Genomic DNA, 26,999 nt, shown 5'->3' with positions numbered 1-26,999 from the left:
GCCGAGGATCATCCCGACGAGGCTCAGCGTGCGGGGGACGACGGGCGCCGGAGCGGCCGCGTCGCAGCCGTCGGTGCCGCTCGCCGACTCCGCACCGCCGGCCTACGGGTCGCCGCCGCCGCCCGCGTACCCCTCGGCGCCCGCCTACTCCTCCGCGCCCGGCCACCCCGCCGCCTACGCGGCCGCTCCGGCGCCCGTCGTCCCCCGCACGCTGAGCCTCGTCGGGATGATCCTCGGCATCGTCGGCCTGGTCATCACGCTCTTCGCCGCCGGTTTCGGCTTCCTGCTGTCGGCTCCGGCCGTCGTGCTCGGCTTCCTCGGACGCCGGCGCGAGCCGGCCGCGCGCGGCTTCGCGCTGACCGCGATCATCACCGGGTTCGCCGGCATCGCCGTCTCGCTGATCTACCTGGCGGTCTTCCTCGTCTTCGTCGTGGTCGCCCTCGCCGCCGGCACCTCCGGCTACTGAGCCGGCGCGGGCCGCTCGACGCGCTCCGCGAGCAGCGCGCGGTGGCGCCCGGCGATCCGCGTCAGGATCAGCACCGCGCTGTCGGTGCCGGAGAGGCCCAGCCGCTTGCGGAAGCGGGCGGGGTCGACGTCCACCCCGCGCTTCTTGATCTCGAGCACGCCGATGCCGCGGGTGCGCAGCTCCCTCGCCAGCGTGCGCTCGTCCAGCGGCAGCTCGGCGAGGACTCGGAAGCTGCGGAGGAAGGGCGAGGCGGCCGCATGGTCGCCGGTCAGGTAGGCGATGCCGGGCGAGAGCATCCGCGAGTCGCTGGAGCGCGCGAGCTCGCCCAGGAGGCGCGCGCGGATCGCGGAGCCGTCCGGCTCGTGCACGAACGCGCCGAGGGGGCCGACCTCCTCGTCCTCGCTGTCGCCCGCCGCGGTGAGCTCGGAGGAGCCGGTCGCGCCGAGCAGCAGAGCGGAGCGGCGCACGCCCGCGCGCGCCAGAGAACCGAACCAGAGCCCGGTCTCGACCAGCTCCCCGTCGACCGAGACCCACTGCGCCTCGGCGTCCCGCGGCAGGCGCTCGCGGTCGAAGCCGGGACCCACCTTCACGCCCACGGGACGATGCTCGGCCAGGCCGAACGCGAAGTCGAGCGAGGGGGAGTAGTCGTCCGGATCGTCGAGCCGGCGGGTCTCGCGGTGGCCCGCCGTGCGGCGTGCCGGGTCCAGGTAGACGGCGTCGAAGCCGTCGAGGTCGAAGGCCTCGGCCGTCGAGTGCACGGCGCTCGCCGCGGGGAACGGGGCGAGGTTGAAGCTGGCCAGGGTCGCGGTGACCTCGTCGGCCTCGACGGCGGTGACCGCCAGGTCGATCGCGGCCATCGCGAGGGCGTCGCCGCCGATCCCGCTGCCGAGGTCGGCGACGCGCGCCGCTCCCGCCGCGGCGAACCGGCCGGCGTGCAGGGCGGCGACGCGCAGCCGCGTCGCCTGCTCGAGTCCCGCGTCCGTGAAGAGCATCGAGCGGGCGAACTCGCCGAACTTCGCCTCCGCCTTCTGCCGGAGCCTCGCCTGGGTGAGCACCGCGGCGACGAGGACGGGGGAGTGGCCGGCGGCCCGGAGGCGTGCCACGGCCCGCACCAGGTCGTCGGACCGGTAGCCGTCGAGGGAGTCGAGGAGCCGGAGGCCCTCGGGGGAGAGGAGCTCGACCAGCTCGTCGCGTCGCATCCGGCCATGGTAGGCCACGGCCTCCCGGCGGGTCCGCCGCCCCGCTTGGCACTCTGATTGCACGAGTGCCAGCGGAGCCCCTACGATGGATCTAGCACTCTCGGAGCGTGTGTGCCAGAACCGCGTTCCGCCCACATCGTCGTCAAGAAAGAGGTCAACCGTGTCGGTGTCCATCAAGCCGCTCGAAGATCGCATCGTCATCAAGCAGGTCGAGGCGGAGCAGGTGACCGCTTCCGGTCTCGTCATCCCCGATACCGCCAAGGAGAAGCCGCAGGAGGGCGAGGTCGTCGCCGTCGGACCCGGTCGCATCGACGACAACGGCAACCGCGTGCCGCTCGACGTCGCCGTCGGCGACAAGGTGATCTACTCCAAGTACGGCGGAACCGAGGTCAAGTTCGGTGGCGAGGACCTGCTGGTCCTCTCCGCTCGCGACGTCCTCGCGGTCGTCGTCCGCTAGGCAGCATCCCTCGGAAGGGTCCGTCGACCTCGGTCGGCGGGCCCTTCCGTCGTTCCCGGTCCTCCTCGCGACCAGTGGCCTGATCCGCCCGCTGCGGGGCCGTCCTCCCACCCCGCGCCTGCGTAGCATCGGGGGAGTGACCAGCTCCCGCACCCCTGCCGAGGCCGTCTCGCCGTCCCCTTCGGACGTGCCCGTCGGCGAAGGAGTGGAGGCGCTCGGAGCGGCGGGACGCCCGGGCGGGATGTCCGGCACGGGGCTGCTGTTCGCGTTCTCGGCCTACCTGCTCTGGGGTGCGATGCCCCTCTACTTCATCGCGATGGCGCCGGCCTCGCCGTTCGAGATCGTCGCGTTCCGGGTGCTCTTCTCGCTCGTCTTCTGCGTGATCCTGCTCACGGTCCTCCGCGGCTCGCGCTCCTTCGGCGCGCTGCTGCGCCGCCCCCGCCTGCTCGGCGTGATGGCGATCGCGGGCGTGCTCATCTACGTCAACTGGCAGGTCTACGTGATCGCCACGACCACGGGCCACGTCATCGAGGCGGCCCTGGGCTACTTCATGAACCCGCTGGTCACGGTGCTGCTGGGCGTCCTGGTGCTGCGCGAGCGCCTCCGGCCCCTGCAGTGGGCCGCGATGGGCGTCAGCGCCGTCGCGGTTCTGGTCATCGCGGTGGGCTACGGATCCTTCCCGTGGATCTCGCTCGCCCTCGCCTTCTCGTTCGGCCTCTACGGCCTGGTGAAGAGCCGCGTCGGCGGCACGGTGGACGCGGTCGGCGGGCTGACGCTCGAGACGCTCTGGCTGACGCCGCTCGCCGTGGTGCAGCTGGCGGTCGTCGGCTCCACGGTGGGGCTGACCCTGACGACGGAGGGGACGGGGCACGCCCTCATCCTCGCCTCGGCCGGGATCGTCACGGCCGTCCCGCTGCTCCTGTTCGCGGGCGCCGCCCGGCGCCTCCCGCTGTCGATCGTCGGCTTCGTGCAGTACCTGACGCCGTTCCTGCAGTTCCTCGTCGGGGCCTTCGTCCTGCACGAGGAGATGCCGCTCGAGCGCTGGATCGGCTTCGCGCTGGTGTGGGCCGCCCTGGCGATCTTCTCAGGCGACCTCGTCGCCGCGGAGCGCAGACGGCGCCGATCCTCCGTCTGATCTGCGGAACGCGTCGTCCTGGCGCGGCGCGACAGCGGAATGGTAACGATCCGGTCGCGAAACGTATTGGTAACACCCCTGTATTGTTCACGGCTGCTTCGAAGGTTAGGTTGGCCGAGCGGTTGCCACCGGCGCCGCTCCCACTGACACACACCTCTCAAGGAGCAACATGGGCGTTTACGCGAAGGCCGGCTCGGCCCGCGCGCGGTCCCTCCGGGCAACCCTCGGCGGCGTCGCCATTCTGGGCGCCAGCGCTCTCGTCCTCGCCGGCTGCGCCGGCGGCGGCGACAGCGGATCGAGCGGCGACAGCGGCTCGGGCGACCTGTCCCTCAAGATCGGCACGATCCTCCCGCAGACCGGCACCCTCGCCGTCCTCGGCCCGCCCGAGATCGCGGGCGTCGACCAGGCGGTCGTCGACATCAACGACGCCAAGGCCGGCATCACGATCGACGTGGAGCAGAAGGACTCGGGCGACACCACGACCGACATCGCGACGCAGTCGGCCACGTCCCTCATCGCCGACAACGTCTCCGCCATCATCGGCGCGGCGTCCTCGGGCGTCTCGAAGACCTTCATCGACCAGGTGACCCAGGCGGGCGTCGTCCAGATCTCGCCGGCCAACACCTCGCCGGACTTCACGACCTACGACGACGACGGCTACTACTGGCGCACCGCTCCCTCGGACGTGCTCCAGGGCCGAATCCTCGGCAACAAGATCCTCGGCGACGGCAAGACCAACGTCTCGATCCTGTACATGAACGACGCGTACGGCACCGGCCTCGAGAAGAACATCAAGGAGACCCTCGAGGCGGGCGGAGCATCCGTCGCGGCCGAGGAGATCTTCGAGCCGGCCTCGACCGACTTCAACTCGGCGCTGACCTCGGTCCTCGCCCCGAACCCCGACGCGCTGGTCGTCATCTCGTTCGACGAGATCAAGACCATCGCGGAGCAGCTCTCGGCCAAGGGCTTCGACTTCTCGAAGCTCTACGGCACGGACGGCAACTACGGCGTCATCGGCGAGTCCGACACCAACGTCGACATCGCCGGCGCCCAGTTCACCAACCCGGGCGTCCAGGCGTCCGAGGACTTCCAGGGCAAGCTGCAGTCGCTCGTCGAGTCGCAGGGCAACGACGCGCTGACCGTGTTCAGCTACGCGCCGGAGTCGTACGACGCCACGGTCCTGACCGCTCTCGCCGCGCTCCAGGGCAAGGCGACGGACGGTGCGACCATCCGCGACAACCTCATGTCGGTCTCGGAGGGCGGCACCAAGTGCACGACCTTCGCCGACTGCGCGAAGCTCATCGCCGACGGCGAGGACGTCGACTACGACGGCCTCTCCGGCCCGATCTCGTTCGACGAGAACGGCGACACCAGCGAGGCCTCGGTCTCGATCTACAAGTACGGCACGGGCAACACCACCTCCTTCGAGGAGACCGTCGAGGGTTCGCTGAACTGACGACGCGGTGACGCGGCTCCTGCCGCATCCCTGAGGGGCTCGGTCTTCGGACCGGGCCCCTCCGCCGTTCCCGGAGCGGAGAGCAGGAGACGCGCCGGTCGTGCGGACGCAGCGAGGCGCGGCGGTCGTCCGGGAGGGTGGCCGCTGTCGGGTGCGGGCGGACGGCTCCGCGGCGTCCAGGGCCCGGCGTGGCGTCGAGGAGCCACCCGGGAGGAGGAGCGGCTCTGACGGCCTGTACGCGCCTCCGAGCGCCTCTCCCGGCCTCGAGGGGGCGCCCTGCCGAACCGCGGGCGGGAGCGACGACGTCGAGCGGGAACGCAGAAGCGCGCGCCCTCCAGTGGGAGGACGCGCGCTCGTGGAGTGCGGAGGGCCTAGGAGGCGCGGAGCAGCTCCGCCTCCTGCGCCAGGCGGTACGTGACGAAGGAACGGCTGTAGTTGCGGCGCTTGCCGCCGGTGGTCTCGGCGATGACGACTTGGGCGTAGACGCCGACGACGCGCCAGCGCTCGTAGTCGCCGATCGCACCGGTGCCGAAGCCGGCTCCGAGTTCCACAGGGGCGGGGGTGTATCTCTTCATGGTCGGCTCCTTCGAGGCGGACGACGCGGCGCTCGAGGCGCTGCGGGGAGGGGAGGAGATCGGCGGCCGATCTCGGTCCCTACCGGGGGAGAGGGGAGCGGGACGTCCCCCTGCAGGGCTGTCCCGTGTCCCCAAAACTACGGCAGGCAGGGCGATATCCTGTCCCCCTCGTGGGTGTCGCTGGTGCGGAGAGACTCTCACTGTCCTGCCCCCGTCCCGCGGACAGGAGACCGAGGGTCTGGCCCGCCGTTCCGCCGACTTCCCGGGGGTTCGGCGGGCATCGCGGAGAGACCGGTGAAGGCCTGTCCGCGCCGGGAGAGCGGCCCCCCGCCTCCCTTCTGCGGCACCCCGTGCCGGCGCGTCTCCGGGCACCGAGCCGCCTGCCTTCCCGCCCTGCTCGGAGTGGTCTCCGAGCCGCCCGGCGCCCTGCGCGAGCGGCCCCGCCTCCGCCCCGGAGCCGCACCGGCCCCTCGGCCCGCTCGCGCCCGCTCCGCGCCCCGGCAACGACGAAGGGCCCGCCGTCCGGAGACGACGGGCCCTTCGCAGCGGGGGTCAGCCGCCGACGGTCGGGGTGCTCGTGGTGACCTCGTTGGTCGTCGCGAGCGTGCCCAGGTAGAGCTCGATGACCTTCGGATCGTTCATCAGCTCCCGGCCCGCGCCCTCGTAGGCGTCGCGGCCCTGGTCGAGGACGTAGCCGCGGTCGCAGATCTGCAGCGCCCGCCGCGCGTTCTGCTCGACGATCATGATCGAGACGCCTGCGCGGTTGATCCGCTGCACGTTGACGAAGGTCTCGTCCTGCCGCATCGGGGACAGGCCGGCGCTGGGCTCGTCGAGCAGCAGCATCGACGGGTCCATCATCAGAGCCCGCGACATCGCCACCATCTGGCGCTCACCGCCCGAGAGCGACCCCGAGCGCTGCTTGAGCCGCTTGCTGAGCTCCGGGAAGAGCTCGGTGACGAACTCGAGCCGCTCCTTGTACAGCTTCGGCTTCTGGTACATGCCCATCTCGAGGTTCTCCTCGATGGTGAGCGACGGGAAGACGTTGTTGTTCTGCGGCACGAAGCCCACGCCCTTGGACACCAGCTTGTCGGCCTTGAGGCCGGTGATGTCCTCGCCGTTCAGCAGGACGGTGCCCTGGCGGATGTTGACCAGGCCGAACATCGCCTTCAGCAGCGTCGACTTGCCTGCACCGTTCGGGCCGATGATCCCGACGAGCTCGCCGCGCTTCACGTAGACGTTCGAGCCGTTGAGGATGTTGACCCCCGGCACGTAGCCCGCGTGCAGATCGTGCGTCTCGAGGGTGTTCGGAGTCGTCGTGTCGGCGGTCATCTCTCGTCCTTCTCGAATTCGACGGCCGGGGCGTCGGTCGTCGGGGCGACGCTCGTCGGCGCGGAGGCCGACGGGGACGCCGTTCCGGCCGCCGGAGCGTCGTGGCCGGGCGTCGGGATGCCGGCCTGCTCCGCCTGCCGCTCCACGTCCTCGCGGACGAGGTCGGAGTCCATCTCCTCGGCGATCTCGAGCTGGCCCTCGATCGTGCCCAGGTCGGTGTCGTGGTGCGCGCCGAGGTACGCGTCGATGACGGCCGGGTCGTTCATCACGGTCGAGGGCGGGCCCTCGGCGACGACCTTGCCCTCGGCCATCACGATCACCCAGTCGGCGATCGTGTTGACCATGTGCATGTCGTGCTCGACGAAGAGCACGGTCATGCCCTCGTCCTTCAGGTTCACGATGTGACCCAGGAGCGACTGCGTCAGCGCCGGGTTCACGCCGGCCATCGGCTCGTCGAGCATGACGAGCTCGGGCTCCGACATCAGCGCCCGCGCCATCTCGAGCAGCTTCTTCTGGCCGCCCGACAGGCTCGACGCGTAGTCGTCCCGCTTGGTGTCCAGCTTGAACTTCTCGAGCAGGCGGATCGCGCGCTGCTCGATCGAGTCCTCCTCCTTCGACCACAGCGGGCGGATGAGCGAGGTGAAGATGTTCTCGCCCTTCTGCCCCTTCGCGCCGAGCAGCATGTTCTCGAGCACCGTCATGCCGCCGAGCGCCTTGGTGAGCTGGAACGTGCGCACCATGCCCATCCGCGACACCCGGTAGGCCGGGACGTTGGCGAGGTTCTTGCCCTTGAAGTTCCACTTGCCGGTGTTGGGCTTGTCGAAGCCCGTCAGCAGGTTGAAGAACGTGGTCTTGCCGGCCCCGTTCGGGCCGATCAGGGCGGTGATGGATCCGCGGGGGATCTCGAGGTGCTCGACGTCGACTGCGGTCAGGCCGCCGAAGCGGCGGCTGACGTTGTCGGCGACGACGATGGGGTCCTTCTTCCTGACCCCGGGGACGATTGCTTCCTCGGTGATGTCCGAGACCGGCGTCTTAGGCAAAGTGCAGATCCTTCTTCTTGCCGAAGATCCCCTGGGGTCTGAAGATCACCAGGAGCATGAGGGCTACCCCCACCACGATGAACCGGATGGGTCCGGTCTGCACGGTGGTGAGGCGGATGAGGTCGTTGTTGAGGACCCCGGTGTCGATCCCGAGCGTGAGCAGTCCGTCGGTCAGACCGAGGACGACCCAGAAGATGATCGAGCCGACGACGGGTCCGAAGACCGTCGCGGCGCCGCCCAGCAGCATGATCGTGTAGAGGAAGAACGTGAGCTGGGTGCCGTAGTTGTCGGGCTGGAGCGAGCGGGGGAGGATGAACAGCGCTCCTGCGAGGCCTCCGAGCACGCCGCCCAGGATGAGCGCCTGGATCTTGTACGAGAAGACGTTCTTGCCGAGCGAGCGCACGGCGTCCTCGTCCTCGCGGATGCCCTTGATGACGCGGCCCCAGGGGCTGCGCATCAGGAGGAACACCAGGAGGCAGGCCAGGAGCACGAGGCCCCAGCCGACGATCCGCACCCACCACTGGTCCTGGCTGTAGGTGAGGACGCCGATGCCCCAGCGGCCCTCGGGGAGCGGGTTGAGGTCGTTGAACGCCTTCGCCGCGCCGTTGATGCCCTCCGAGCCGCCGGTGATCGCCGAGAACTCGGGGGTCTTGACCGAGAGCCGGATGATCTCCGCCGCCGCGATCGTCACGATCGAGAGGTAGTCGGCCCGCAGCCGGAGCGTCGGGATGCCCAGGATGAGCGCGAAGACGGTCGCCGCGACGATCGTCGCGAGGAAGGAGCCCCAGACGGGCCATTCGAACTTGACCGAGGTGATGGCGAAGGCGTAGCCGCCCACTGCCATGAAGCCGGCCTGTCCGAAGTTGAGCAGCCCCGTGAATCCGAAGTGGATGACCAGGCCGATGGTCGCCAGCGCGTACGCGGCGACAGTGGGATCGACGATCTGCCCGATCGCCAGCCAGATGAAGTTGAGGTTCATGGTGTCCTAGCCGATCCGTTCCTTGCGGCCCAGGATTCCCTGCGGCCTGACCAGGAGGATGATGATCATGAGAACGAGCGGAGCCACGTACTTGAGGTTCTCCGGGATCCAGATCGTCGAGATGTTCATCATCAGTCCGATGATGAGCGAGCCGACCAGCGCGCCGTAGGCGGAGCCGAGTCCGCCGAGCGTGATCGCCGCGAAGATCAGCAGCAGGATCGACGCTCCCGTGTCCCAGCGCAGCGACTGGTAGTAGCCGATGTAGACGCCCGCCAGCGCGGCGAGAGCGCCCGACATCACCCAGACGACGCGGATGACGCGCTCGACGTTGATGCCCGAGGCGGAGGCGAGGGCCCGGTTGTCCGAGACCGCCCGCATCGCCTTGCCGATCTTCGTCTTCGTGAGGACGTAGGCCACGGCGACGATGCAGACGACGCCGACGACGGCGCCGACGATGTCGGTGAACTTCAGGCTGATCCCGAGCTCCGGCACCGTGAAGAACGGAGCGGTGCTGTTGGGGAGCGAGAGGCGGTCGGCTCCGAAGAAGAAGACGAACACGTAGCGCAGGGCCAGCGAGAGGCCGATCGTCACGATCATCAGCGGGATGAGCTGGATGCCCTTCTTCCGCAGCGGCTTCCAGAGCAGTCCGTCCTGGACGAAGCCGAAGGCCCCGCCGAGGATCACCGCGATCGGGATGGCCAGCAGCGCCGGGAGTCCGAAGACCCCGGAGAAGAGGTACGCCATCAGCGCGCCGAAGGTGACCAGCTCGCCGTGGGCGAAGTTGTTCAGGCCGGTCACGCCGTAGATCAGCGAGGCGCCGATCGCCGCGAGGGCGATCAGGAGCCCGAAGATCAGGCCGGTGACGACCTTCGGCCAGAAGATGATCCAGAACGTGTCGGCCGACACCGGCTGGTTCACCGCATTGGACGTGCCGTCGGGGTTCGTCGCGTCGTTGCCGGTCGTGCCCTCGGTCGCGGGGCTCGTCGGAGCCGCGGAGTCCGTCGGGACCGGGACGGTCGCTCCGGAGCCCTTCGGGTTGGCCGTCGAGACGATGAAGTTCACGATCTGGTTCTGCGAGGCGACGATCTTCACCTGCTTCGGGTTCTGACCCGCGGCGGGGTAGCCCTTGTCGACGGGCAGGGACTCCTCGTCGACGGTCACCGTGTAGGTGCCCGCGGCGTCGAGGGGGAACGTGGCCCGGCCGTCCTCGCCGGTGGTCACGGTCGCAGAGGCGTCGCCGCCGATCTCGACGGTCACCCCCGTCAGGTTCTCGTTCGTCCCCTGCACGCGGACCCAGGCGATGATCGACTGGTCGGCGGTGGTGGCGGCGAGTGCGGCGGGGGCCGCCGCGGCGATCCCGGTGAGGGTCGCGGCGAGCAGACCCAGGGCCAGGAGCCGGTCTCGGAGCCTCGGGCGTCTCCTATCCACGGGGCGCCTCCCGGTCCGTCGGATGCAGGGTCGTCGAGCGCTGGCGGCGCATCGAACGGCTGGCTGTGAGCAAGACGTCTACCTCTCGTCAGGGTGCACAGACGGATGGGGTCTCCGGGCACGCCCGAATCGCCGTCGTCAAACAACGTTGGTTGACCATACGTTCCGCATGTGTCGGCGGTGTTTCACCGTCCGCACTTACGCGTGACGACATTATGAGGGAGAGGAGAGCGCTCCAGCGCCCATCCGCGGCCCGGCGGCCGCGCCGTCGAGGAATACCGCGAGCCTCACGGCGCTTAAGATCGAACAACCGTGGCGCTCGTGAGCGGACTCCTCCCGTCCTCTCCGGGCTCCCGCACTCGACCTGCTAAGGGGCATTGATGGACCAGCCGGATCCCTTCGGATTCCTCGGACTCACCTACGACGACGTCATGCTCCTCCCGGGGCACACCGACGTCATCCCGAGCGAGGCCGACACGGCCTCCCGTCTCACCAAGCGCATCAGCGTGGCGACCCCGCTGCTCTCCGCGGCGATGGACACCGTCACCGAGGCGCGCATGGCGATCGCGATGGCCCGCCAGGGCGGCCTCGGCGTCCTGCACCGCAACCTCTCCATCGCCGACCAGGCCGACCAGGTCGACCGGGTGAAGCGGAGCGAGTCGGGCATGGTCTCGAACCCCGTCACCACCACCCCGGACGCCACCGTCGCCCAGGTCGACGACCTCTGCGGCCAGTACCGGATCAGCGGCCTCCCCGTCGTCGACTCCACCGGCGTGCTCGTGGGCATCATCACCAACCGCGACATGCGCTTCGTCTCGCCGTTCGAGAAGGCGACCACGCTCGTCCGCGACGTGATGACCAGCACCGGCCTGATCACGGGCCGCGTCGGGATCCCCGACAGCGAGGTCATCGCCCTCTTCGCGCAGCACAAGATCGAGAAGCTGCCGCTGGTCGACGCACAGGGCAAGCTCGCCGGCCTCATCACGGTCAAGGACTTCGACAAGTCGGAGCAGTACCCCAACGCCACGAAGGACGACGAGGGCCGCCTCCGGGTCGGCGCCGCGATCGGCTTCTTCGGCGACGCCTGGCAGCGCGCCACCGCCCTGCTCGACGCGGGCGTCGACGTGATCGTCGTCGACACCGCCAACGGCGACTCCGCCGGCGTGCTCGACATCATCCGCCGCCTGAAGTCCGACTCCGCGTTCGCCGGCGTCGACGTCATCGGCGGCAACGTCGCAACCCGCTCCGGGGCGCAGGCACTCGTCGACGCGGGCGCCGACGCCATCAAGGTCGGCGTCGGCCCCGGCTCGATCTGCACCACCCGCGTCGTCGCCGGCGTCGGAGTCCCGCAGGTCACCGCGGTCTACGAGGCGTCCCTCGCCGCGCGCGAGTCCGGCGTGCCGGTGATCGCCGACGGCGGCCTCCAGTACTCCGGCGACATCGCCAAGGCGCTCGTCGCCGGCGCCGACACCGTGATGCTCGGCTCGCTCCTCGCGGGCTGCGAGGAGAGCCCCGGCGACCTCGTGTTCCAGAACGGCAAGCAGTTCAAGACCTACCGCGGTATGGGCTCCCTCGGCGCCCTGCAGACCCGCGGCGAGCGGACCTCCTACTCGAAGGACCGCTACTTCCAGTCCGACGTGCCCACCGACGACAAGCTGATCGCCGAGGGCATCGAGGGCCAGGTGCCCTACCGCGGCCCGCTCGCGAACGTGGCGTACCAGCTCGCCGGCGGGCTCCGCCAGTCGATGTTCTACGTCGGAGCGCGCACCATCCCCGAGCTGAAGGAGCGCGGGAAGTTCGTGCGCATCACGGCGGCCGGGCTGAAGGAGTCGCACCCGCACGATGTGCAGATGGTGGTGGAGGCGCCGAACTACCGGCGCTGAGGGGGTCTGGTGGGGCCGGCGGCGGATCGGGATCGCGGCCCCTCTGCCCGATGGGCCTGCGGCCCATACGCCCACCACGCCGGAGGGGCCGCGATCCCGATCCGCCGCCTCCCTCCGGGAGACGAGCGCCGGTCCTCGGCTGAGGGGCGGGGGACGCAGCGCGAGCGGCGCGAGGCGCCGCCGCGACTGCGGGGGGAGGCTTCCGCCTGTGCCGTCGCGGGGGAGTGGTCATGCACCGCGCGCGAGCGCGACGGAGTGGGGACGGGCTTCCCGCGTTGCAGCGAATTGTGGTGGCGGCCGCGCAGGCTTCACCTGCTGGTGGAGTGCGCCCGCTCGCGTCGATCGCGGCCCGGTGAGGAGCCCGGTAGGAGCGGTAGCAGGCGATCCGCTCTCCAGCGGATCGTCGTAGCGCGGACGCGACCCGCTCTTCGGAACGCGACCATCCGCTGGGGCCGACCGCGGGCGAGCGACGAGCGGAGCGAGGAGCGAGCCACGGCTGACACCGCTCAGCGGTAACCGGCGATCCGCGTGCGAGCGGATCGTCGTAGCGCGGACGCGACCCGCTCTGCGGAACGCGACCGCCCGCTCGGGCCGACCGCGGGCGAGCGACGAGCGGAGCGAGGAGCGAGCCACAGTAAACTCAGCGTCATGGAGATCGAGATCGGGCGCGCCAAGCGCGCCCGCCGCGCGTACGCCTTCGACGACATCGCCGTCGTCCCGAGCCGCCGGACGCGCGACCCCGAGGTCGTGTCGGTGAAGTGGTCGATCGACGCGTACCAGTTCGCGACGCCGATCCTCGCCGCGCCGATGGACTCGGTGGTGTCGCCGGCGACGGCGATCCGGCTCGGGCATCTGGGGGCGCTGGGCGTCCTCGACCTCGAGGGTCTGTGGACGCGGTACGAGGACCCGGAGCCGCTGCTCGAGGAGATCCGCCGGCTTCCGGCCGAGACCGCGACGCAGCGGATGCAGGAGATCTACTCCGCTCCGATCCGCTCCGAGCTGGTGACCGCGCGCCTGGCCGAGATCCGCGCCGCGGGCGTGACCGTCGCCGGGGCCCTGTCGCCCCAGCGGACCGCGGAGCTGTACCAGACCGTCGTCGACGCCGGGGTCGACGTGTTCGTCATCCGCGGCACGACCGTCTCGGCCGAGCACGTCTCGCGCGACACCGAGCCGCTGAACCTCAAGAAGTTCATCTACGAGCTCGACGTGCCCGTCATCGTCGGCGGCGCCTCCACCTACACCGCGGCCCTGCACCTCATGCGCACGGGCGCCGCGGGCGTCCTCGTCGGGTTCGGCGGCGGTGCCGCCTCCACCACCCGCACGACGCTCGGCATCCAGGCTCCGATGGCGACCGCGGTCGCCGATGTCGCCGGCGCTCGCCGCGACTACCTCGACGAGTCGGGCGGACGCTACGTGCACGTCATCGCGGACGGCGGCCTCGGCACCTCCGGCGACATCGTGAAGGCCGTCGCGGTGGGCGCGGACGCCGTGATGCTCGGCTCGGCGCTGGCGCGCGCGACCGACGCTCCGGGCGGCGGCTGGCACTGGGGCGCGGAGGCGCACCACCCGCAGCTGCCGCGCGGCCGCCGCGTCGAGGTCGGCACCGTCGGCACCCTCGAGCAGGTCCTCTACGGCCCGGCGACCGGCGCCGACGGCACGGCGAACCTCATCGGCGCCCTGCGCCGCTCGATGGCGACGACCGGCTACTCCGACCTCAAGGAGTTCCAGCGGGTCGAGGTCGTCGTCGCGCCGTACCAGCCCAGCTGACGCTCACCGACCGAGGCGATCCTGACCGTCGAGGCCACCGCGAACAGCGGGCTCCCTCGACGGCCCGGGAGTCCCTGGACGCGGCGGACGCCGGCGCGGGCCGGCCGGACGTGCTGGCGTCGTAGGCCTCGCGCCAGCCCGGCGGACGACACTGCGGACCCGCGCGCGCGAATACGGTCTTCCCGGCGCTTCTGGGCGAGAAGCACGTGCTCGGGCGAGCGGCCCCCGAGGAACGCCGGGTCGGTTCGGATCGACGGCGGTCTGCGCGAGATCCGAGACGGCGAGTCCGTCGATCAGTGCGGGTGAGGGCGGACGCGCGCTCCGCGACGCCGTTCCACGTCCGGCTGCCCGGGTCCGTCGCCCCTCGACATGCACGGTCTCCGCAAGAGGCTCGACCAAGGGGCGTCCCGGACCGCCGCCGCCGCCGACTCGCGGAGGACGAAGGGCGCGCTCCAGGTCGCGGCCACGGCGTCGATCCGCGCCCGCTGCCGCTCGTCCGCGGAGGCCCTCGCCCACTCGCCGGTCCGCGCGTACCGCGGCGCAGCCGCACGGACTCGTCCGACCGGCGGCACGCCCCGTCTCGACAGATCCCCACTGCACGCTTCCGCCCCCCTTTCCCTCCCTCCGCTCCTCCTGTGGAGACTCCCCCCACCCCCTGTGGACAGTGAGGGACGCAGGACCGCCGAGGCCGCCGGGAAACTGCGGGATCCCTCGACGGGTCGGGGTTCCCTCGGCAGGAGGGCTCCGCACGCGCCTAAGCTGGAAGTCCCGAGTGGGAGCGCCGCACGGCGCGGAGGGAGCACGCATGGTCGAGGTCCGCAGGGTCAAACTGCCCGGTGTCGGCGTTCTGCACACGTTCCTGACGGCCGACGGCGGCAAGGTCGGCGTCATCGCCCACCGCTCCGGCCACAGCGACCTGATCACGTTCGCCGAGGGCGACCAGGACGGCGCCAAGGTGTCCCTCCGCCTGAGCGACGACGAGGCGCACACCCTCGCCGAGCTCCTCGGCGGCACGCAGATCACGGAGTCGCTGACCGCGCTCGACCAGATCCCGGGCCTCTCGATAGACTGGTTCACCGTCGACTACGACGACCACATCGCCGGACAGCAGCTCGGCAAGCCCGCCGACCGCGGGATCGTCGGGCTGACCGTCGTCGCCGTGGTCCGGGGTGACGCCGCCAACCCGGCGCCGGCCCCCGACTTCCGCGTCTTCCCCGGCGACACCCTCGTGGTCGCCGGCAGCCCCGAGAAGGTCGCCAAGGCGTTCGCGTTCTTCCGCACCGGCAGCTTCGCCAAGACGGTCGACGCCCCGCCCGGAGCCTGAGGATGCACCACGGCGAAGACCTCATCGTCCTCGGCGTCCTGTTCGTCGTCGCCTACGTCCTCGGCCGGCTGGGGAGGACGATCGGGCTCCCGGCCATCCCGATCTACATGGTCGTCGGGCTCCTCGCGAGCCCGAACTTCCACCTCTTCCCACTCGACTTCGAGTCGAGCTACATCGAGCTGACCGCGGTCTTCGGGCTGATACTCCTGCTGTTCAACCTCGGCCTGGAGTTCGACCAGGACGAGTTCTTCGGGAACGCCGGCCGCCTGATCCTCTCCGGCGGCTCCTACATCGCGGTCAACATGGCCGTCGGCCTCGGCTTCGGCTTCGCGCTGGGCTGGGGGAGCCGCGAGGCGCTGATCATCGCCGGCATCACGGCGACGAGCTCGAGCGCGATCGTCACCAAGCTGCTGATCGAGCTCAAGCGCCTCGCGAACCCCGAGACGCCGATGATCCTGGGCGTCACGGTCGTCGAGGACATCTTCATCGCGGTCTACCTGGCGATCGTGTCCGTCGTGCTCTCGGGCGAGACGGAGCCGTGGCCGGTGGTGCTCAAGCTCGTCATCGCGTTCGCGTTCCTCGTGGTGATGTTCGCGATCGCCCGCTGGGGCGGGAAGGTCGTCTCCCGCTTCTTCCGCACTCGCGACGACGAGCTGTTCACGATCCTGTTCTTCGGTCTCGCCATCCTGTTCGGCGGCATCGGCGAGGTCCTCGGAGTGACGGACGCCATCGGCGCGTTCCTGATCGGACTGGTCATCGGAGCGACGCGGTTCCGGTCGAGGGTCGAGCACATCGCGATCCCGCTGCGCGACGTGTTCGGAGCCTTCTTCTTCGTCAACTTCGGTCTCGGGCTGGATCCCGGCGCGTTCCCGAGCGTCGTGGTCCCGGTGCTGATCGCCGCGGTGATGACCATCGTCCTGAACCTCGGCGCGGGGCAGTTCGTCGCGTGGCTCAACAAGCTCGGACCGCGCGCGGGCCTGAACGCGGCGTTCATCCTGCACAACCGCGGCGAGTTCGCGCTCATCCTGGCGACGCTCTCGCTCTCGGCGGGGCTCGACGAGCGGATCCAGCCCTTCGCCGGCCTCTACGTGCTGATCATGGCGATCGTCGGGCCGATCCTCGCCTCGCGCTCCGAGAGCATCGGCGCGTTCCTCTCGCGGCGGCGGCACCGCCCGGCACCCGCAGCGGCCACGGCCATGGACGAGGAGGACTTCGCGCTCGTGGAGGCGGCGATGGCCGCGCCCGCCGTCTCCGCGGAGGAGGCCCCCGCTCCTCCGAGGCGCCCCGCGGAGCCGGACGAGCTCGACGACGAGTTCCCCGATCCGATGCGCCAGGCGCTCATCGACCAGGCGATGCAGCAGTCCGACGGCGCCGACGACGCCCGGCCCCGCCGCCCGAGGGAGCCCGACTACTGATCCCACGGAGCTCCCACACTCACGGGTTAGGCTCGATCCGGCCCGCGGGACACCGCACGGATCGAGGGCGGACGAGGGACGAATGACGCAGAGCACGGTCGGGCAGGTGGCCCGGCGCCCGCGCTGGATCGCCGCGCTGGCGCTCGCACTCCTGATCGCCGGGCTCTTCGCCGCGCTCGGGCAGTGGCAGGTCGGCCGCGCGGTCGAAGCCGCCGCGCCCGACTCCGGAGTGTCGGAGACGACGCTCCCGCTCGCCGAGGTCGCGACCCCCTCCCGCTCGATCACGGCGACCGCCGACGGACAGCGCGTGGAGGGCTCGTCCGTCTTCGTGCCGGGCGGTGCCGAGATCCTCGGCGGCCGCCTGAACGGCGAGCAGCCGGGCTGGTGGGTCATCGCCCGCACCCGCACCGCCGACGCCGACCTGGTGCTCGCCTACGGCTGGACGCAGGACGAGGCGCAGGCGCAGTCCGTCGCGGACGCGCTCAACAGCGGGAGCGAGCAGGCGCCCTCCTCCTTCACCGGCCGCCTCGTGGCCAACGAGGCCGCGGAGGTGCCGGCGGAGGGCCTGGACCCCGCCACCCTCACCGCGCTCTCCGTCCCCGCGCTGATCAACCGCTGGCCGGACCCGCCGCAGGACGTCTACCAGGGCTACGTCGTCGTCGACGAGCCGGTCGCCGGCCTCGGGGCCATCGACTCCCCGGCGCGCGTGAGCGACGTCTCGCTGAACTGGCTCAACGTCTTCTACGCGATCGAGTGGGTCGTCTTCGCCGGCTTCGCCCTCTACCTCTGGTTCCGCCTCGTCAAGGACGCGTGGGAGCGCGAGGCAGAGGAGGCGCTCGACGCCGAGGAGCGCGCCCGCGCCGACCTGGGCGACCGGGCCGAGGCCCCCGCCCCCGCACCGTAAACTGGTCGTCATGCCCCTCGAGCCCAAGCCCGCGCAGTTCCCTGCGATCCGGAGCGCGCTGCGCTTCTACCGGGTGACCTCGATCATCACCGGCGTGATGCTGCTCCTGCTCTGCGCGGAGATGCTCCTCAAGTACGTCTTCCACCTCGAGCTGTTCGCCTTCGGACAGCAGGGAGTCCTGCACTTCGCCCCGATGTACGAGGCGCCCGGAGGCGAGTTCACGTCGAGCGGCACCGGCGCGAACCTGTCCACCGGCATCCTGATCGCGCACGGCTGGTTCTACGTCGTCTACCTCTTCGCCGACTTCCGCCTGTGGAGCCTCATGCGCTGGCCGTTCACGCGCTTCGTGCTCATCGCGCTCGGCGGCGTGGTGCCCACCCTCTCCTTCTTCGTCGAGACCCGCATCGCCCGCGAGGTCGAGCAGTACCTCGAGCGCCGGACCGCCGGCACCGACCCGAAGACCCCGACCGACTCCGTGGAGGCCCCCCATTAGCGAGCAGCCCACCGCTCCCCAGCCGCACCTGGCCGCGCAGCCCGTCCTCGTCGTCGACTTCGGCGCGCAGTACGCGCAGCTGATCGCCCGCCGGGTCCGCGAGGCGAACGTCTACTCCGAGATCGTGCCCTCCAACGCCACGGCCGCCGAGATCGCCGCGAAGTCGCCCGTCGGCATCATCCTCTCGGGCGGCCCCTCCAGCGTGTACGAGGAGGGCGCCCCGCAGCTCGACCCCGCGATCTTCGACCTCGGGATCCCGGTCCTGGGCATCTGCTACGGCTTCCAGGTGATGGCGAAGACGCTCGGCGGCGAGGTCGCCAACACGGGGCTGCGCGAGTACGGAGCGACGGACGCCGCCGTCTCGACCGACGGTGGCGTGCTCCTCGGCGAGCAGCCCGCCGACCAGACGGTGTGGATGAGCCACGGCGACTCGGTCGCACAGGCGCCCGAGGGCTTCGAGGTCCTCGCCTCCACGAGCTCCACCCCGGTCGCCGCCTTCGGCAACGACGAGCGCCGCCTCTACGGCGTGCAGTGGCACCCCGAGGTCAAGCACTCCGCCTACGGCCAGGCCGTTATCGAGAACTTCCTCCACCGCGCCGCGGGCATCCCGGCCGACTGGAACTCCTCCAACGTGATCGACGACCAGGTCGCCGTGATCCGCGAGCAGGTCGGCACCGGACGCGTCATCTGCGGCCTGTCCGGCGGAGTCGACTCCGCCGTCGCCGCTGCGATCGTGCACCGTGCCATCGGCGACCAGCTCACCTGCGTCTTCGTCGACCACGGACTCCTCCGCAAGGACGAGCGCCGCCAGGTCGAGGAGGACTACGTCGCCGCGACCGGCGTCCGCCTGGTCACCGTCGACGCGCGCGAGCAGTTCCTCGACGCACTCGCCGGCGTCAGCGACCCGGAGCAGAAGCGCAAGATCATCGGCCGCGAGTTCATCCGCACCTTCGAGGCCGCCGCCGAAGCGCTCGTGCTCGAAGCGCAGGGCGAGGGCGAGACGATCGACTTCCTCGTCCAGGGCACGCTCTACCCCGATGTCGTCGAATCCGGCGGCGGCACCGGCACCGCCAACATCAAGTCCCACCACAACGTGGGCGGACTCCCCGAGGACCTGCAGTTCGCGCTCGTCGAGCCGCTCCGCACCCTCTTCAAGGACGAGGTCCGCGCGATCGGCCGCGAGCTCGGCCTGCCCGAGGTCATCGTCGGCCGCCAGCCCTTCCCCGGACCCGGCCTCGGCATCCGCATCGTCGGCGAGGTCACCCAGGAGCGGCTCGACCTCCTCCAGGACGCCGACGCCATCGTCCGCGCCGAGCTCACCGCCGCCGGCCTCGACACCGAGATCTGGCAGTGCCCTGTCGTCCTCCTCGCCGACGTCCGCTCCGTCGGAGTCCAGGGCGACGGCCGCACCTACGGCCACCCCATCGTCCTGCGCCCCGTCTCCTCGGAAGACGCGATGACCGCCGACTGGACCCGCCTGCCCTACGACCTCCTCGCCCGCATCTCCAACCGCATCACCAACGAGGTGAGCGGCGTGAACCGGGTGGTGCTGGATGTGACGTCCAAGCCCCCCGGCACCATCGAGTGGGAGTGATTCCGCGGGTCTCCGCACGGTCATCTGCGGCGTTGTCGGCGGTTGCGATACCTCCGGTATCGCGCCCTTCTCCGCCTTGCAGCTGACCGCGCGGAGACCCGCGGAACGTCAGGAACGGCTCCCTTCGAAGGGGGCCGTTTCTTGTTGAGGGGAGCGGGTGGGGGAACGAGCCCCTGCGGGGCCGTTCCCGGGTGCAGGTAGAGGGAACGAGCCCCTGCGGGGCCGTTCCGGGTGCAAGTAGAGAGGAACGAGCCCCGAGGGGGCCGTTCCCGGGGTGCAGGTCGGGGAACGAGCTCCGGTGGCTGTTCAGGGAACGGGTGGCCGCGGTGAGGTCGGAGAATCGGTCAGGGGCGACCGGTTCCTCGCGAGGTGTACCGAGTGGCGGTCAGGGGAACGAGGCCGTGCGGGGACGTTGCAAAGGTTCCGCTCGAGAGGCGAGCTCCTGCCGGGTGATCGGGGAACGCGGGTCTGCGCGGCGGTCCGGGCGTCGGGGCGCAGGCGGAGGGCGGCAGGCGCGCGAGCGCGGGTCAGGCGGGGGTGTCGAGCACGCCGATGAAGCGGGTGCCGATGCCGTCGTACTCGTCGCGGCGGTGGCCCTCGGGGTGGTGCGGCCAGGAGGCGGGGGAGTGGTCCTCGCAGACGAGGAACGTGAACTCGGGCCACCACTTCTTCGGGCGGGCGGCCTCGGAGCGGCCGCAGACGGCGCAGTCGAGGGTCACCCACACGGGACGCCTGCCGGTGCGGTTCGCGCGCGACTGGACGAGCCAGGCGGGCGGATCCTGCTCGAGGGCGGCGAGCTCCTCCTCCGACAGACGGGTGGGGATGCCGTGCCGCGTCGCCATCTCGAGGGGGATGTCGAGGCGCTGAGCGGCCTCGCGACGCGTGATCATCCGGCCACCCTAACCCAGCGCCGGACGCGGACCCCGAGGCCGCAGCGACGCGCGCGCGAGCAGCCACTCCAGCGGGCCCTGCCCCACGAGCCGCCTCCAGAGGAGAGCGGCGACGATCGAGCCGACCACGAAGACGCCGAGCAGCGCCCAGCTGCGCCACGCCTCGAAGTCGAACGGCTCGTACGGGACCAGGTACACCGCCAGCGCCACGAGCTGCAGCGAGTAGATCGTCAGCGGCATCGCACCGACGGCCGCGATCGGAGTCGCCGCCCGCGCCAGGAGCGGCAGCCGCTGCAGCAGAGCCGTCAGCGCGCCGAGGACGACGCAGGCGCCCCCGCCCGCCCCGAGCAGCTCGGCAGTGGTGCTGGCGTGCGCCTCCACCGCCTCCGGACCCCCGAGCAGCAGCCCGCCGCCGTAGCCGAGCACGGCCGAGACGGCGCCGCCCACGACGACCCGGCGCTGGGTGGTCGCGGACCGGATGTCGCAGCGCGCGATCAGGAGGCCGAGCACCACGTACGCCAGCCACGACGGCACCGGGTAGTACTGGGTGAGCCAGATGAGGGGCTGCGCGGCCAGGAGCGCCTCGTCGGGCGACAGGGTCGAGAGCCAGGAGCCGCCGGCGCTGGTCAGCGCGTCGACCGCGAGGGGCCCGGCGATCGCCGCGACCGCGACCAGCAGGGCGAGGACCGCCCGCGGCAGGAAGAGCAGCAGCGCCGCGACGAGGAACATCACCCCGTAGTGCGGCAGGATCACCGCGATCGGCGTCCCGAGCAGGGTGAGGGCGACGCCGATGACGAGCAGGTACAGCCCGCGGAGCAGGATCGATCCCGTGTCCTGCCAGGGCCGCGAGGAGCGCTGTGCGCCGCCCGTCATCAGCCCGATCGACACTCCCGCCAGCACGGCGAAGAGGACGGAGCTGCGGCCGTTCCAGAGCATCTCGCTCTCGACGGGGGCGAGGTGGGCGGCGAACATGCCGAGGACGGCCAGGCCGCGTGCGACGTCGAGGCCGACGATCCGGGAGTCTGCGGCGCTCATCCCTCCATCGTGCCAGGCGCTCCCGGCAGTGCACCGGGAACGACGCTGGGGCCGGGAACGACGACGGGCGCCCGACCCGGAGGTCGAGCGCCCGTCGGACGTGGTGCGCCGTGCTACTCGCGGAAGATCGCGACGAGGCGCAGGATCTCCAGGTACATCCAGACGACGGTGACCAGGATGCCGTAGGCGCCGGTCCAGCCGTAGATGCGGGGGAGGCGGTTGCGCACGCCCTGCTGGATGAACTCGAAGTCCATCACGAGCGAGTACGTGGCGAGCGCGACGGCGATGAGGCCGATCACGATGCCGATGAAGCCGGTGCGGAGACCGAAGCCGCCGCCGACGCCGAAGAGGCCGAGGCCCAGGTTCACCAGCGAGAACACCGCGTAGCTGATCATTCCGATGAAGAAGATCTTGTTGAGCTTCGGCGAGGTGCGGATCTTGCCGTTCATGAACAGCGCCAGGGTGACGCCGATCACGATGACGGTCGCCATGAGGGCCTGGACGACCGCTCCGGCGTACGCGCTCTCGAAGAACTTCGAGATCGCGCCGACCGCGATGCCCTGGGTCGCGGCGTAGCCGAGGATCAGGGCGGGCGACGGCTGCTTCTTGAACGCGTTGACGATGCCCAGCACCAGCGCGACGAGCACGGCGGGGAGCATCAGGCCCGGGACGAACCAGCCGACGGCCGCACCCGCGAGGAGCACGACGAAGGCGAGGGCGGTCTTGGCGAGGGTGTCCTCGACGGTCATCCGGTCGGTCTCGACGGAGCCGGCGGCCGGACGGGAGTACATCTGGTCGAGCGTGCCGGGGGAGACGTCCGGGAGGTCCTGCACGCGGCCGGCGTAGCCGCGGTTGCTGAACTCCGGGCGTCCGAAGGCCGGATTGTTGCTTGCCATGGTTCCTCTTCTCTCAGGTGCGCTGGTCTCCGAGGGAACTCGCGGATCTGAGTCGCTGTGGGTGCGGGGTGCGCCGCGGATCCGAGAGGACTGCGACGATGGACACCACCATATCTGAGAGCACCTCTCAGAGTCTGGCTGTTCTCTTCGAGCGGACCTCGACTCCGCTGCGAGCCGCGCAGTGCCGCCCGTAGGATCGCGGCATGCCCGCGCGTCAGTCACCGCTCGTCATCGGCCACCGCGGAGCGAGCGGCTACCGACCGGAGCACACCCGCTCCGCCTACGAGCTGGCGATCGCGCTGGGCGCCGATGCGCTCGAGCCCGATCTGGTGGCGACCCGCGACGGCGTGCTCGTCCTCCGCCACGAGAACGAGATCTCCGGCACGACGGACGTCGAGAAGCGCCCTGAGTTCGCTGCGCGCCGCACCACCAAGCGGATCGACGGCCGCGAGATCACCGGCTGGTTCACCGAGGACTTCACCTGGGACGAGCTGTCGGAGCTGCGGGCCCGCGAGCGGCTGCCGGCGGTGCGCGGCTCCAGCGCCACGTTCGACGGGCAGTTCCCGCTGCTGCGCTTCAGGGAGCTGCTGGCGCTGCTGGACCGGGCGGCGGAGGACGATCCGCTCGCTCCGCCGGGGCTCGTCGCCGAGATCAAGCACGCGACGTACTTCGCCGGGATCGGGCTGCCGCTGGACGTGCTGCTGCGCGAGGAGCTCGCCGCCGCGGGCTGGGGTCCGCGCGACCCGCGGCTCACGATCGAGAGCTTCGAGAAGACCGTGCTGGAGCGGCTCGCGGTGAGCGGAGTCGGCACCCGCCGGATCTACCTGCTCGAGTCGCGCGGCGCCCCGCCCGACCTCGTGGCCGCCCACGGCGCCGACGCGGCCCCCTACTCCGCCTTCACCACGCCGGCGGGACTGCGGAACCTCGCCGGAGCCGTCGACGGGATCAGCGTCGACAAGAGCATGCTCTTCTCGCGGGACGCGGCCGGCCGGGCGACGGGGACCGGTCCGCTCGTCGAGGACGCGCACGCGGCCGGGCTCGAGGTCTACTGCTGGACGCTGCGCGCCGAGAACCGGTTCCTCGAGAAGGTGCACCGCCGCGGGAAGGACCCGGCGGAGTACGGCGGCTGGCAGGAGGAGTTCGCGATGATCCTCCGCTCGGGAGTGGACGGCGTCTTCGCCGACCAGCCCGATCTGGCGATCGAGGCGCGGGCGGCCGAGCAGGAGCGCCTGCTCCGCGGCTGACCGGCCCGCCGATCGGGTTCTCGTCCGGCGCGTGCCGAGCGGACGCGGAGGCTGCGCTGGCATCATCGGCTCACCACCGCCCGCCCGACCCTCGAGAGGAGGCCCCGTGTCCACCCGAGAGCGCATCACCCGCCGCTGGATCACCACCGCCGTCCTCGCCGTGATCGGCGTCGCCGCCGTCTACTGGCTCGCCGTGCTCACCCCTCAGGGCCAGGGCGTCGAGAACTCGGGGCTCCGGGGCGCCGACCTCGTCTTCGGCCGGGCCACCGGCGCCGCCGCGGGGGCGCTCGCGGACGTCACCCCGCTCTCCATGGTCGTCGGCGCCCTGCTCGTCGCGGCGATCGCGCTGATCCGGAGGCGCCCGGCGCTGGCCGTCGCCTCCGTCGGCTCGATCGTCGTCACGGCCGGGCTCACCCAGCTGCTCAAGAACGTGGTCCTCGAGCGGCCCGAGCTGGTCGACACCGACTCCTGGTACACCGGCGGCAGCTTCCCGAGCGGGCACACCGCGGCGGCCGTCTCGGTGGTCTTCGCCCTGGCGATGGTCGTCCCCGGGCGCGCGCGGACCGTCGTGCTCGCGCTGGGCGGCGCGGTCGTGGTGCTGGTCGGCAACCTGACGATGGCCGCCTCCTGGCACCGGGCGAGCGACGTCCTCGGGGCCGACCTCGTCGCGCTCGCCTCCGCCTCCGCCGCCTGCGCGTGGCTGACCACCAGGGCCCAGGTGGGCCGAGCGCCGAAGAGGCCCGCGCGGCGCGGGGTGAACCGGCTGCTCCTGGTGTGCTCGGTGATCGTGGTGGTGCTGCTCGCGGCTCTCGCCGTCCAGGGCATCCAGTACTACCCCGACGACACGAAGGACCTCACCGCCTTCGCGCTCCTGCAGCTCCTGGCGGTGTCGACGTCGGCGCTCGCCGTGCTCGGCTTCTCCCTCGCGTGGCGCGGACTGGACGTCGGTGGGGCGCTCACCTCGCCCGCGCCGCGTCAGCGGACCGCCTGACCGCTCCCGGTGTCGGAGGGGCGATCTACACTCGGAGGGACATGAGCTTCCTCTTCGATCCGAGCGACTCCCGCGCCACCCCGGTCATCGTCGATCCCCCCGGCGGCCCCGGGGACGCGCCCCGCACCGACCCGGCGCACGAGCAGCTCGTCGCGGGGCTGAACCCCCAGCAGCGCGAGGCGGTCGAGTACCGCGGAGACGCGCTGCTCATCGTCGCGGGTGCGGGCTCGGGCAAGACCAGCGTCCTCACCCGGCGCATCGCGAGCCTCCTGGGCAACGGCGAGGCCTGGCCGAGCCAGATCCTCGCGATCACGTTCACCAACAAGGCCGCGGCCGAGATGCGCGAGCGCGTCGAGAAGCTGGTGGGGCAGAGCGCCGAGGGGATGTGGATCTCGACGTTCCACTCCGCGTGCGTGCGGATCCTGCGCCGCGAGGCCGAGAACTTCGGCATGACCAAGTCGTTCACGATCTACGACTCGGGCGATCAGCGCGCCCTGCTCAAGCGCATCGTGAAGGACCTCGAGGCCGACTCGCTCGGGATCACCGTCGCGAGCGCCTCCGCGAAGATCTCCAAGCTCAAGAACGAGCTCGCCGACGTCGACTCCTACGCCCGCACCGCGAACCTCAGCGACCCGAACGAGGAGATGTTCCTCCAGGTCTTCCGGGCCTACTCGCGGGCGCTCGAGGGGGCGAACGCGTTCGACTTCGACGACCTGATCGCGCAGACCGTCTACCTCTTCCGCGCTTTCCCGCACGTCGCCGCGAAGTACCAGCGGCGCTTCCGCCACGTGCTGGTCGACGAGTACCAGGACACGAACCACGCCCAGTACTCGCTGATCCACGAGCTGACCCGGCCCGTGCCGCCGGCGACGATGGCGGCGGCGCAGTTCGACCGCCCCTACCGCGGACCGGTCACGGCCGACGGCTCCATCCCGGGGGCCTCGCTCACCGTCGTCGGCGATTCGGACCAGTCCATCTACGCGTTCCGCGGCGCCGACATCCGCAACATCGTCGAGTTCGAGCGCGACTTCCCGGGCTGCCGCGTGATCCTGCTCGAGCAGAACTACCGCTCGACGCAGAACATCCTCTCGGCGGCCAACGCCGTCATCTCGAACAACTTCGACCGTCGCGCGAAGAACCTCTGGTCCTCCAGCGGCGACGGGGAGAAGATCGTCGGCTACACCGGGTACTCGGGTCACGACGAGGCGCAGTTCGTGGTCGACGAGATCGCCCGCCTGCACGCGGCGGACACGGGCTACGACGAGATCGCGGTCTTCTACCGCACCAACGCGCAGACCCGCGCGCTGGAGGAGATCTTCATCCGCTCCGCGCTGCCCTACCGGATCCTGGGCGGCACGAAGTTCTACGAGCGCGCCGAGATCAAGGACGCCCTGGCGTACCTGATCACGGTGGCGAACCCGGCCGACGTGCTGGCGCTGCGGCGCATCATGAACACTCCGAAGCGGGGCATCGGCCCCGCGACGGAGGCGCAGCTGCAGTCGTTCGCCGACACCAACGCGGTGACCCTGCGCGAGGCGATGCGCAACGCCGGCTCACTCGGGATGGGCCCGAAGGTGACGAAGGCGATCGTCGACCTCGCGACCCTCCTCGACGAGTGCGCGCTGATGCTCGACCCCGCACGGGAGGGCGGCGAGGCGAAGGTGCACGAGGTGCTGACGGCGCTCCTCACCCGCAGCGGCTACCTCGACATGCTCCGCGCCAGCCGCGACCCGCAGGACGAGGCCCGCGCCGAGAACGTCGACGAGCTCATCGCCGTCACCAAGGAGTTCGCGCGCAACAACCCGGACGGCGGGCTCGTGGACTTCCTCACCGAGGTCTCGCTGGTCGCCGCGGCCGACGACCTCGACGACGACTCCGGCACCGTCTCGCTGATGACGCTGCACACGGCGAAGGGCCTCGAGTACGACGCCGTGTTCCTCACCGGCATCGAGGAGGACCTGCTCCCGCACCGCATCTCGGCGAACGAGCCCGGCGGCCCGGCCGAGGAGCGGCGGCTGTTCTACGTGGGGATCACCCGGGCCCGCAAGCGCCTCTACCTCTCGCTCGCGATGACCCGCGCGCAGTACGGCGAGACGTCGGTCGCGATGCCGAGCCGTTTCCTGCAGGAGATCCCGGGAGAGCTGATCCAGTGGCGCCAGTCGCCCGGCGCGGCGACCTCGCGCGGCGGCACGCAGCCCCGGGCCCTGAACGCTCAGCGGCCCGGCTTCGGCAAGTCGCGATCGAACACCGAATTCCGGGAGGCGCTCGCCGCGGCGCCGAAGGCCAAGGGCGAGTTCCCGAACCGGATCACCGGCATGGTGCGCGACAACGGCGACCTCGAGCTGATCCCGGGCGACCGCATCCGGCACACCGACTTCGGTGAGGGGCGCGTGAACGCGGTGACGGGCGAGGGCTCGAAGCGCGTCGCGCACGTGCTCTTCGACCAGGTGGGCGCGAAGAAGCTGCTGATCAAGGTCGCGCCGATCGAGAAGATCTAGT

General features: G+C 71.1%; 22 protein-coding genes and 1 pseudogene. 14 read left to right on the top strand and 9 right to left on the bottom strand.

Translation table 11 applies throughout. The features are described 5' to 3' along the window. Positions 1-466 (top strand): annotated as a pseudogene (locus C5B95_RS15035) (hypothetical protein); the annotation flags it as partial. Here the strand turns inward: C5B95_RS15035 and C5B95_RS15030 are convergent. Next, positions 460-1,665, bottom strand: a complete 1,206-nt coding sequence (locus C5B95_RS15030) for an SAM-dependent methyltransferase (protein WP_104349524.1) — start codon at positions 1,663-1,665, stop codon at positions 460-462. The pseudogene C5B95_RS15035 and the gene C5B95_RS15030 overlap by 7 nt on opposite strands. A 160-nt stretch (positions 1,666-1,825) precedes the next feature. Here C5B95_RS15030 and groES point away from each other — a divergent pair, with 160 nt between their 5' ends. The 3 genes from groES (at position 1,826) to C5B95_RS15015 (ending at position 4,713) form a co-directional block, all read left to right on the top strand. Further along, positions 1,826-2,122 (top strand): co-chaperone GroES, encoded by a 297-nt coding sequence (gene groES, locus C5B95_RS15025; protein WP_097167691.1) that lies wholly within the window; start codon positions 1,826-1,828, stop codon positions 2,120-2,122. A 241-nt stretch (positions 2,123-2,363) separates the two neighbouring features. Beyond that, positions 2,364-3,257, top strand: coding sequence for an EamA family transporter RarD (gene rarD, locus C5B95_RS15020; protein ID WP_104349523.1), 894 nt, complete (start codon positions 2,364-2,366; stop codon positions 3,255-3,257). Positions 3,258-3,426: 169 nt separating this feature from the next. Continuing rightward, positions 3,427-4,713, top strand: a complete 1,287-nt coding sequence (locus tag C5B95_RS15015; protein ID WP_104234163.1) for an ABC transporter substrate-binding protein — start codon at positions 3,427-3,429, stop codon at positions 4,711-4,713. Between the two features lie 371 nt (positions 4,714-5,084). On the opposite strand, the gene C5B95_RS15010 is transcribed toward C5B95_RS15015, so the two are convergent. The 5 genes from C5B95_RS15010 to C5B95_RS14990 all read right to left on the bottom strand — a co-directional run bounded on the left by C5B95_RS15010 (position 5,085) and on the right by C5B95_RS14990 (position 10,064). Beyond that, the gene (locus tag C5B95_RS15010) at positions 5,085-5,288 is read right to left on the bottom strand and encodes a hypothetical protein (RefSeq protein WP_146076626.1); all 204 of its coding nucleotides are present in this window, start codon (positions 5,286-5,288) and stop codon (positions 5,085-5,087) included. 552 nt (positions 5,289-5,840) lie between these two features. Next, positions 5,841-6,617, bottom strand: a complete 777-nt coding sequence (locus C5B95_RS15005) for an ABC transporter ATP-binding protein (RefSeq protein ID WP_104224729.1) — start codon at positions 6,615-6,617, stop codon at positions 5,841-5,843. Beyond that, positions 6,614-7,657 (bottom strand): ABC transporter ATP-binding protein, encoded by a 1,044-nt coding sequence (locus tag C5B95_RS15000; protein ID WP_104251056.1) that lies wholly within the window; start codon positions 7,655-7,657, stop codon positions 6,614-6,616. Before C5B95_RS15000 ends, C5B95_RS15005 begins: the two co-directional genes overlap by 4 nt. Continuing rightward, positions 7,650-8,636, bottom strand: a complete 987-nt coding sequence (locus C5B95_RS14995) for a branched-chain amino acid ABC transporter permease (protein WP_104224731.1) — start codon at positions 8,634-8,636, stop codon at positions 7,650-7,652. The genes C5B95_RS15000 and C5B95_RS14995 overlap by 8 nt, the downstream gene beginning before the upstream one ends. Positions 8,637-8,642: 6 nt before the next feature. Next, positions 8,643-10,064 (bottom strand): branched-chain amino acid ABC transporter permease, encoded by a 1,422-nt coding sequence (locus C5B95_RS14990; protein WP_104234166.1) that lies wholly within the window; start codon positions 10,062-10,064, stop codon positions 8,643-8,645. Between the two features lie 380 nt (positions 10,065-10,444). Here C5B95_RS14990 and guaB point away from each other — a divergent pair, with 380 nt between their 5' ends. The 7 genes from guaB (at position 10,445) to guaA (ending at position 19,444) form a co-directional block, all read left to right on the top strand. After that, positions 10,445-11,947, top strand: a complete 1,503-nt coding sequence (gene guaB / locus C5B95_RS14985; RefSeq protein ID WP_104224733.1) for an IMP dehydrogenase — start codon at positions 10,445-10,447, stop codon at positions 11,945-11,947. A gap of 648 nt (positions 11,948-12,595) precedes the next feature. After that, the gene (locus tag C5B95_RS14980; protein ID WP_104349522.1) at positions 12,596-13,714 is read left to right on the top strand and encodes a GuaB3 family IMP dehydrogenase-related protein; all 1,119 of its coding nucleotides are present in this window, start codon (positions 12,596-12,598) and stop codon (positions 13,712-13,714) included. Positions 13,715-14,519: 805 nt separating this feature from the next. Continuing rightward, a complete protein-coding gene (locus tag C5B95_RS14975) occupies positions 14,520-15,038 on the top strand; it encodes a cation:proton antiporter regulatory subunit (protein ID WP_068256939.1) in 519 nt (172 codons plus the stop codon). Between the two features lie 2 nt (positions 15,039-15,040). Further along, positions 15,041-16,453: a cation:proton antiporter gene (locus C5B95_RS14970; RefSeq protein WP_104234167.1), complete on the top strand. Its 1,413-nt coding sequence runs from the start codon at positions 15,041-15,043 to the stop codon at positions 16,451-16,453. A gap of 82 nt (positions 16,454-16,535) precedes the next feature. Further along, positions 16,536-17,357, top strand: coding sequence for an SURF1 family cytochrome oxidase biogenesis protein (locus C5B95_RS14965; protein ID WP_104337893.1), 822 nt, complete (start codon positions 16,536-16,538; stop codon positions 17,355-17,357). Positions 17,358-17,367: 10 nt separating this feature from the next. Then, on the top strand, positions 17,368-17,850 hold the full coding sequence (locus C5B95_RS14960) for a DUF3817 domain-containing protein (protein ID WP_104349521.1): 483 nt from the start codon (positions 17,368-17,370) through the stop codon (positions 17,848-17,850). Positions 17,851-17,878: 28 nt separating this feature from the next. Continuing rightward, a complete protein-coding gene (gene guaA / locus C5B95_RS14955) occupies positions 17,879-19,444 on the top strand; it encodes a glutamine-hydrolyzing GMP synthase (RefSeq protein WP_104349520.1) in 1,566 nt (521 codons plus the stop codon). Positions 19,445-19,971: 527 nt separating this feature from the next. On the opposite strand, the gene C5B95_RS14950 is transcribed toward guaA, so the two are convergent. The 3 genes from C5B95_RS14950 to C5B95_RS14940 form a co-directional block, all read right to left on the bottom strand. Further along, a complete protein-coding gene (locus tag C5B95_RS14950; RefSeq protein WP_104224739.1) occupies positions 19,972-20,334 on the bottom strand; it encodes a DUF5997 family protein in 363 nt (120 codons plus the stop codon). A gap of 9 nt (positions 20,335-20,343) precedes the next feature. Beyond that, complete coding sequence (locus tag C5B95_RS14945; protein WP_104349519.1) at positions 20,344-21,369, bottom strand: DUF418 domain-containing protein; 1,026 nt, start codon at positions 21,367-21,369, stop codon at positions 20,344-20,346. Positions 21,370-21,482: 113 nt separating this feature from the next. Further along, a complete protein-coding gene (locus tag C5B95_RS14940; protein ID WP_104224741.1) occupies positions 21,483-22,265 on the bottom strand; it encodes a Bax inhibitor-1/YccA family protein in 783 nt (260 codons plus the stop codon). Between the two features lie 203 nt (positions 22,266-22,468). On the opposite strand from C5B95_RS14940, the gene C5B95_RS14935 reads away from it, so the two are divergent. The 3 genes from C5B95_RS14935 (at position 22,469) to C5B95_RS14925 (ending at position 26,998) form a co-directional block, all read left to right on the top strand. Beyond that, entirely contained in the window at positions 22,469-23,509 is a 1,041-nt protein-coding gene (locus C5B95_RS14935) for a glycerophosphodiester phosphodiesterase family protein (protein ID WP_104349518.1), read from the top strand. A 106-nt stretch (positions 23,510-23,615) separates the two neighbouring features. After that, on the top strand, positions 23,616-24,500 hold the full coding sequence (locus C5B95_RS14930) for a phosphatase PAP2 family protein (protein WP_104349517.1): 885 nt from the start codon (positions 23,616-23,618) through the stop codon (positions 24,498-24,500). Positions 24,501-24,541: 41 nt separating this feature from the next. Further along, positions 24,542-26,998 carry an ATP-dependent helicase gene (locus tag C5B95_RS14925; protein ID WP_104349516.1) on the top strand — a complete coding sequence of 819 codons (2,457 nt, stop codon included), beginning with the start codon at positions 24,542-24,544 and terminating at the stop codon, positions 26,996-26,998. Position 26,999 lies beyond the last annotated feature (1 nt).

Origin of the sequence: Rathayibacter sp. AY1A7, assembly GCF_002930845.1 — a bacterium.
Lineage (GTDB): Bacteria > Actinomycetota > Actinomycetes > Actinomycetales > Microbacteriaceae > Rathayibacter.
This window is presented reverse-complemented; position numbering and strand designations above follow the sequence as displayed.

Excerpts from the sequence above, each read along its gene's own strand:
- C5B95_RS15030 (WP_104349524.1), bottom strand. The coding sequence starts at position 1,665 with ATGCGACGCGACGAGCTGGTCGAGCTCCTCTCCCCCGAGGGCCTCCGG.
- rarD (WP_104349523.1), top strand. The coding sequence starts at position 2,364 with ATGTCCGGCACGGGGCTGCTGTTCGCGTTCTCGGCCTACCTGCTCTGG.
- C5B95_RS15015 (WP_104234163.1), top strand. The coding sequence starts at position 3,427 with ATGGGCGTTTACGCGAAGGCCGGCTCGGCCCGCGCGCGGTCCCTCCGG.
- C5B95_RS15010 (WP_146076626.1), bottom strand. The coding sequence starts at position 5,288 with ATGAAGAGATACACCCCCGCCCCTGTGGAACTCGGAGCCGGCTTCGGC.
- C5B95_RS15005 (WP_104224729.1), bottom strand. The coding sequence starts at position 6,617 with ATGACCGCCGACACGACGACTCCGAACACCCTCGAGACGCACGATCTG.
- C5B95_RS14995 (WP_104224731.1), bottom strand. The coding sequence starts at position 8,636 with ATGAACCTCAACTTCATCTGGCTGGCGATCGGGCAGATCGTCGATCCC.
- guaB (WP_104224733.1), top strand. The coding sequence starts at position 10,445 with ATGGACCAGCCGGATCCCTTCGGATTCCTCGGACTCACCTACGACGAC.
- C5B95_RS14980 (WP_104349522.1), top strand. The coding sequence starts at position 12,596 with ATGGAGATCGAGATCGGGCGCGCCAAGCGCGCCCGCCGCGCGTACGCC.
- C5B95_RS14975 (WP_068256939.1), top strand. The coding sequence starts at position 14,520 with ATGGTCGAGGTCCGCAGGGTCAAACTGCCCGGTGTCGGCGTTCTGCAC.
- C5B95_RS14970 (WP_104234167.1), top strand. The coding sequence starts at position 15,041 with ATGCACCACGGCGAAGACCTCATCGTCCTCGGCGTCCTGTTCGTCGTC.
- C5B95_RS14965 (WP_104337893.1), top strand. The coding sequence starts at position 16,536 with ATGACGCAGAGCACGGTCGGGCAGGTGGCCCGGCGCCCGCGCTGGATC.
- C5B95_RS14960 (WP_104349521.1), top strand. The coding sequence starts at position 17,368 with ATGCCCCTCGAGCCCAAGCCCGCGCAGTTCCCTGCGATCCGGAGCGCG.
- C5B95_RS14950 (WP_104224739.1), bottom strand. The coding sequence starts at position 20,334 with ATGATCACGCGTCGCGAGGCCGCTCAGCGCCTCGACATCCCCCTCGAG.
- C5B95_RS14945 (WP_104349519.1), bottom strand. The coding sequence starts at position 21,369 with ATGAGCGCCGCAGACTCCCGGATCGTCGGCCTCGACGTCGCACGCGGC.
- C5B95_RS14940 (WP_104224741.1), bottom strand. The coding sequence starts at position 22,265 with ATGGCAAGCAACAATCCGGCCTTCGGACGCCCGGAGTTCAGCAACCGC.
- C5B95_RS14935 (WP_104349518.1), top strand. The coding sequence starts at position 22,469 with ATGCCCGCGCGTCAGTCACCGCTCGTCATCGGCCACCGCGGAGCGAGC.
- C5B95_RS14925 (WP_104349516.1), top strand. The coding sequence starts at position 24,542 with ATGAGCTTCCTCTTCGATCCGAGCGACTCCCGCGCCACCCCGGTCATC.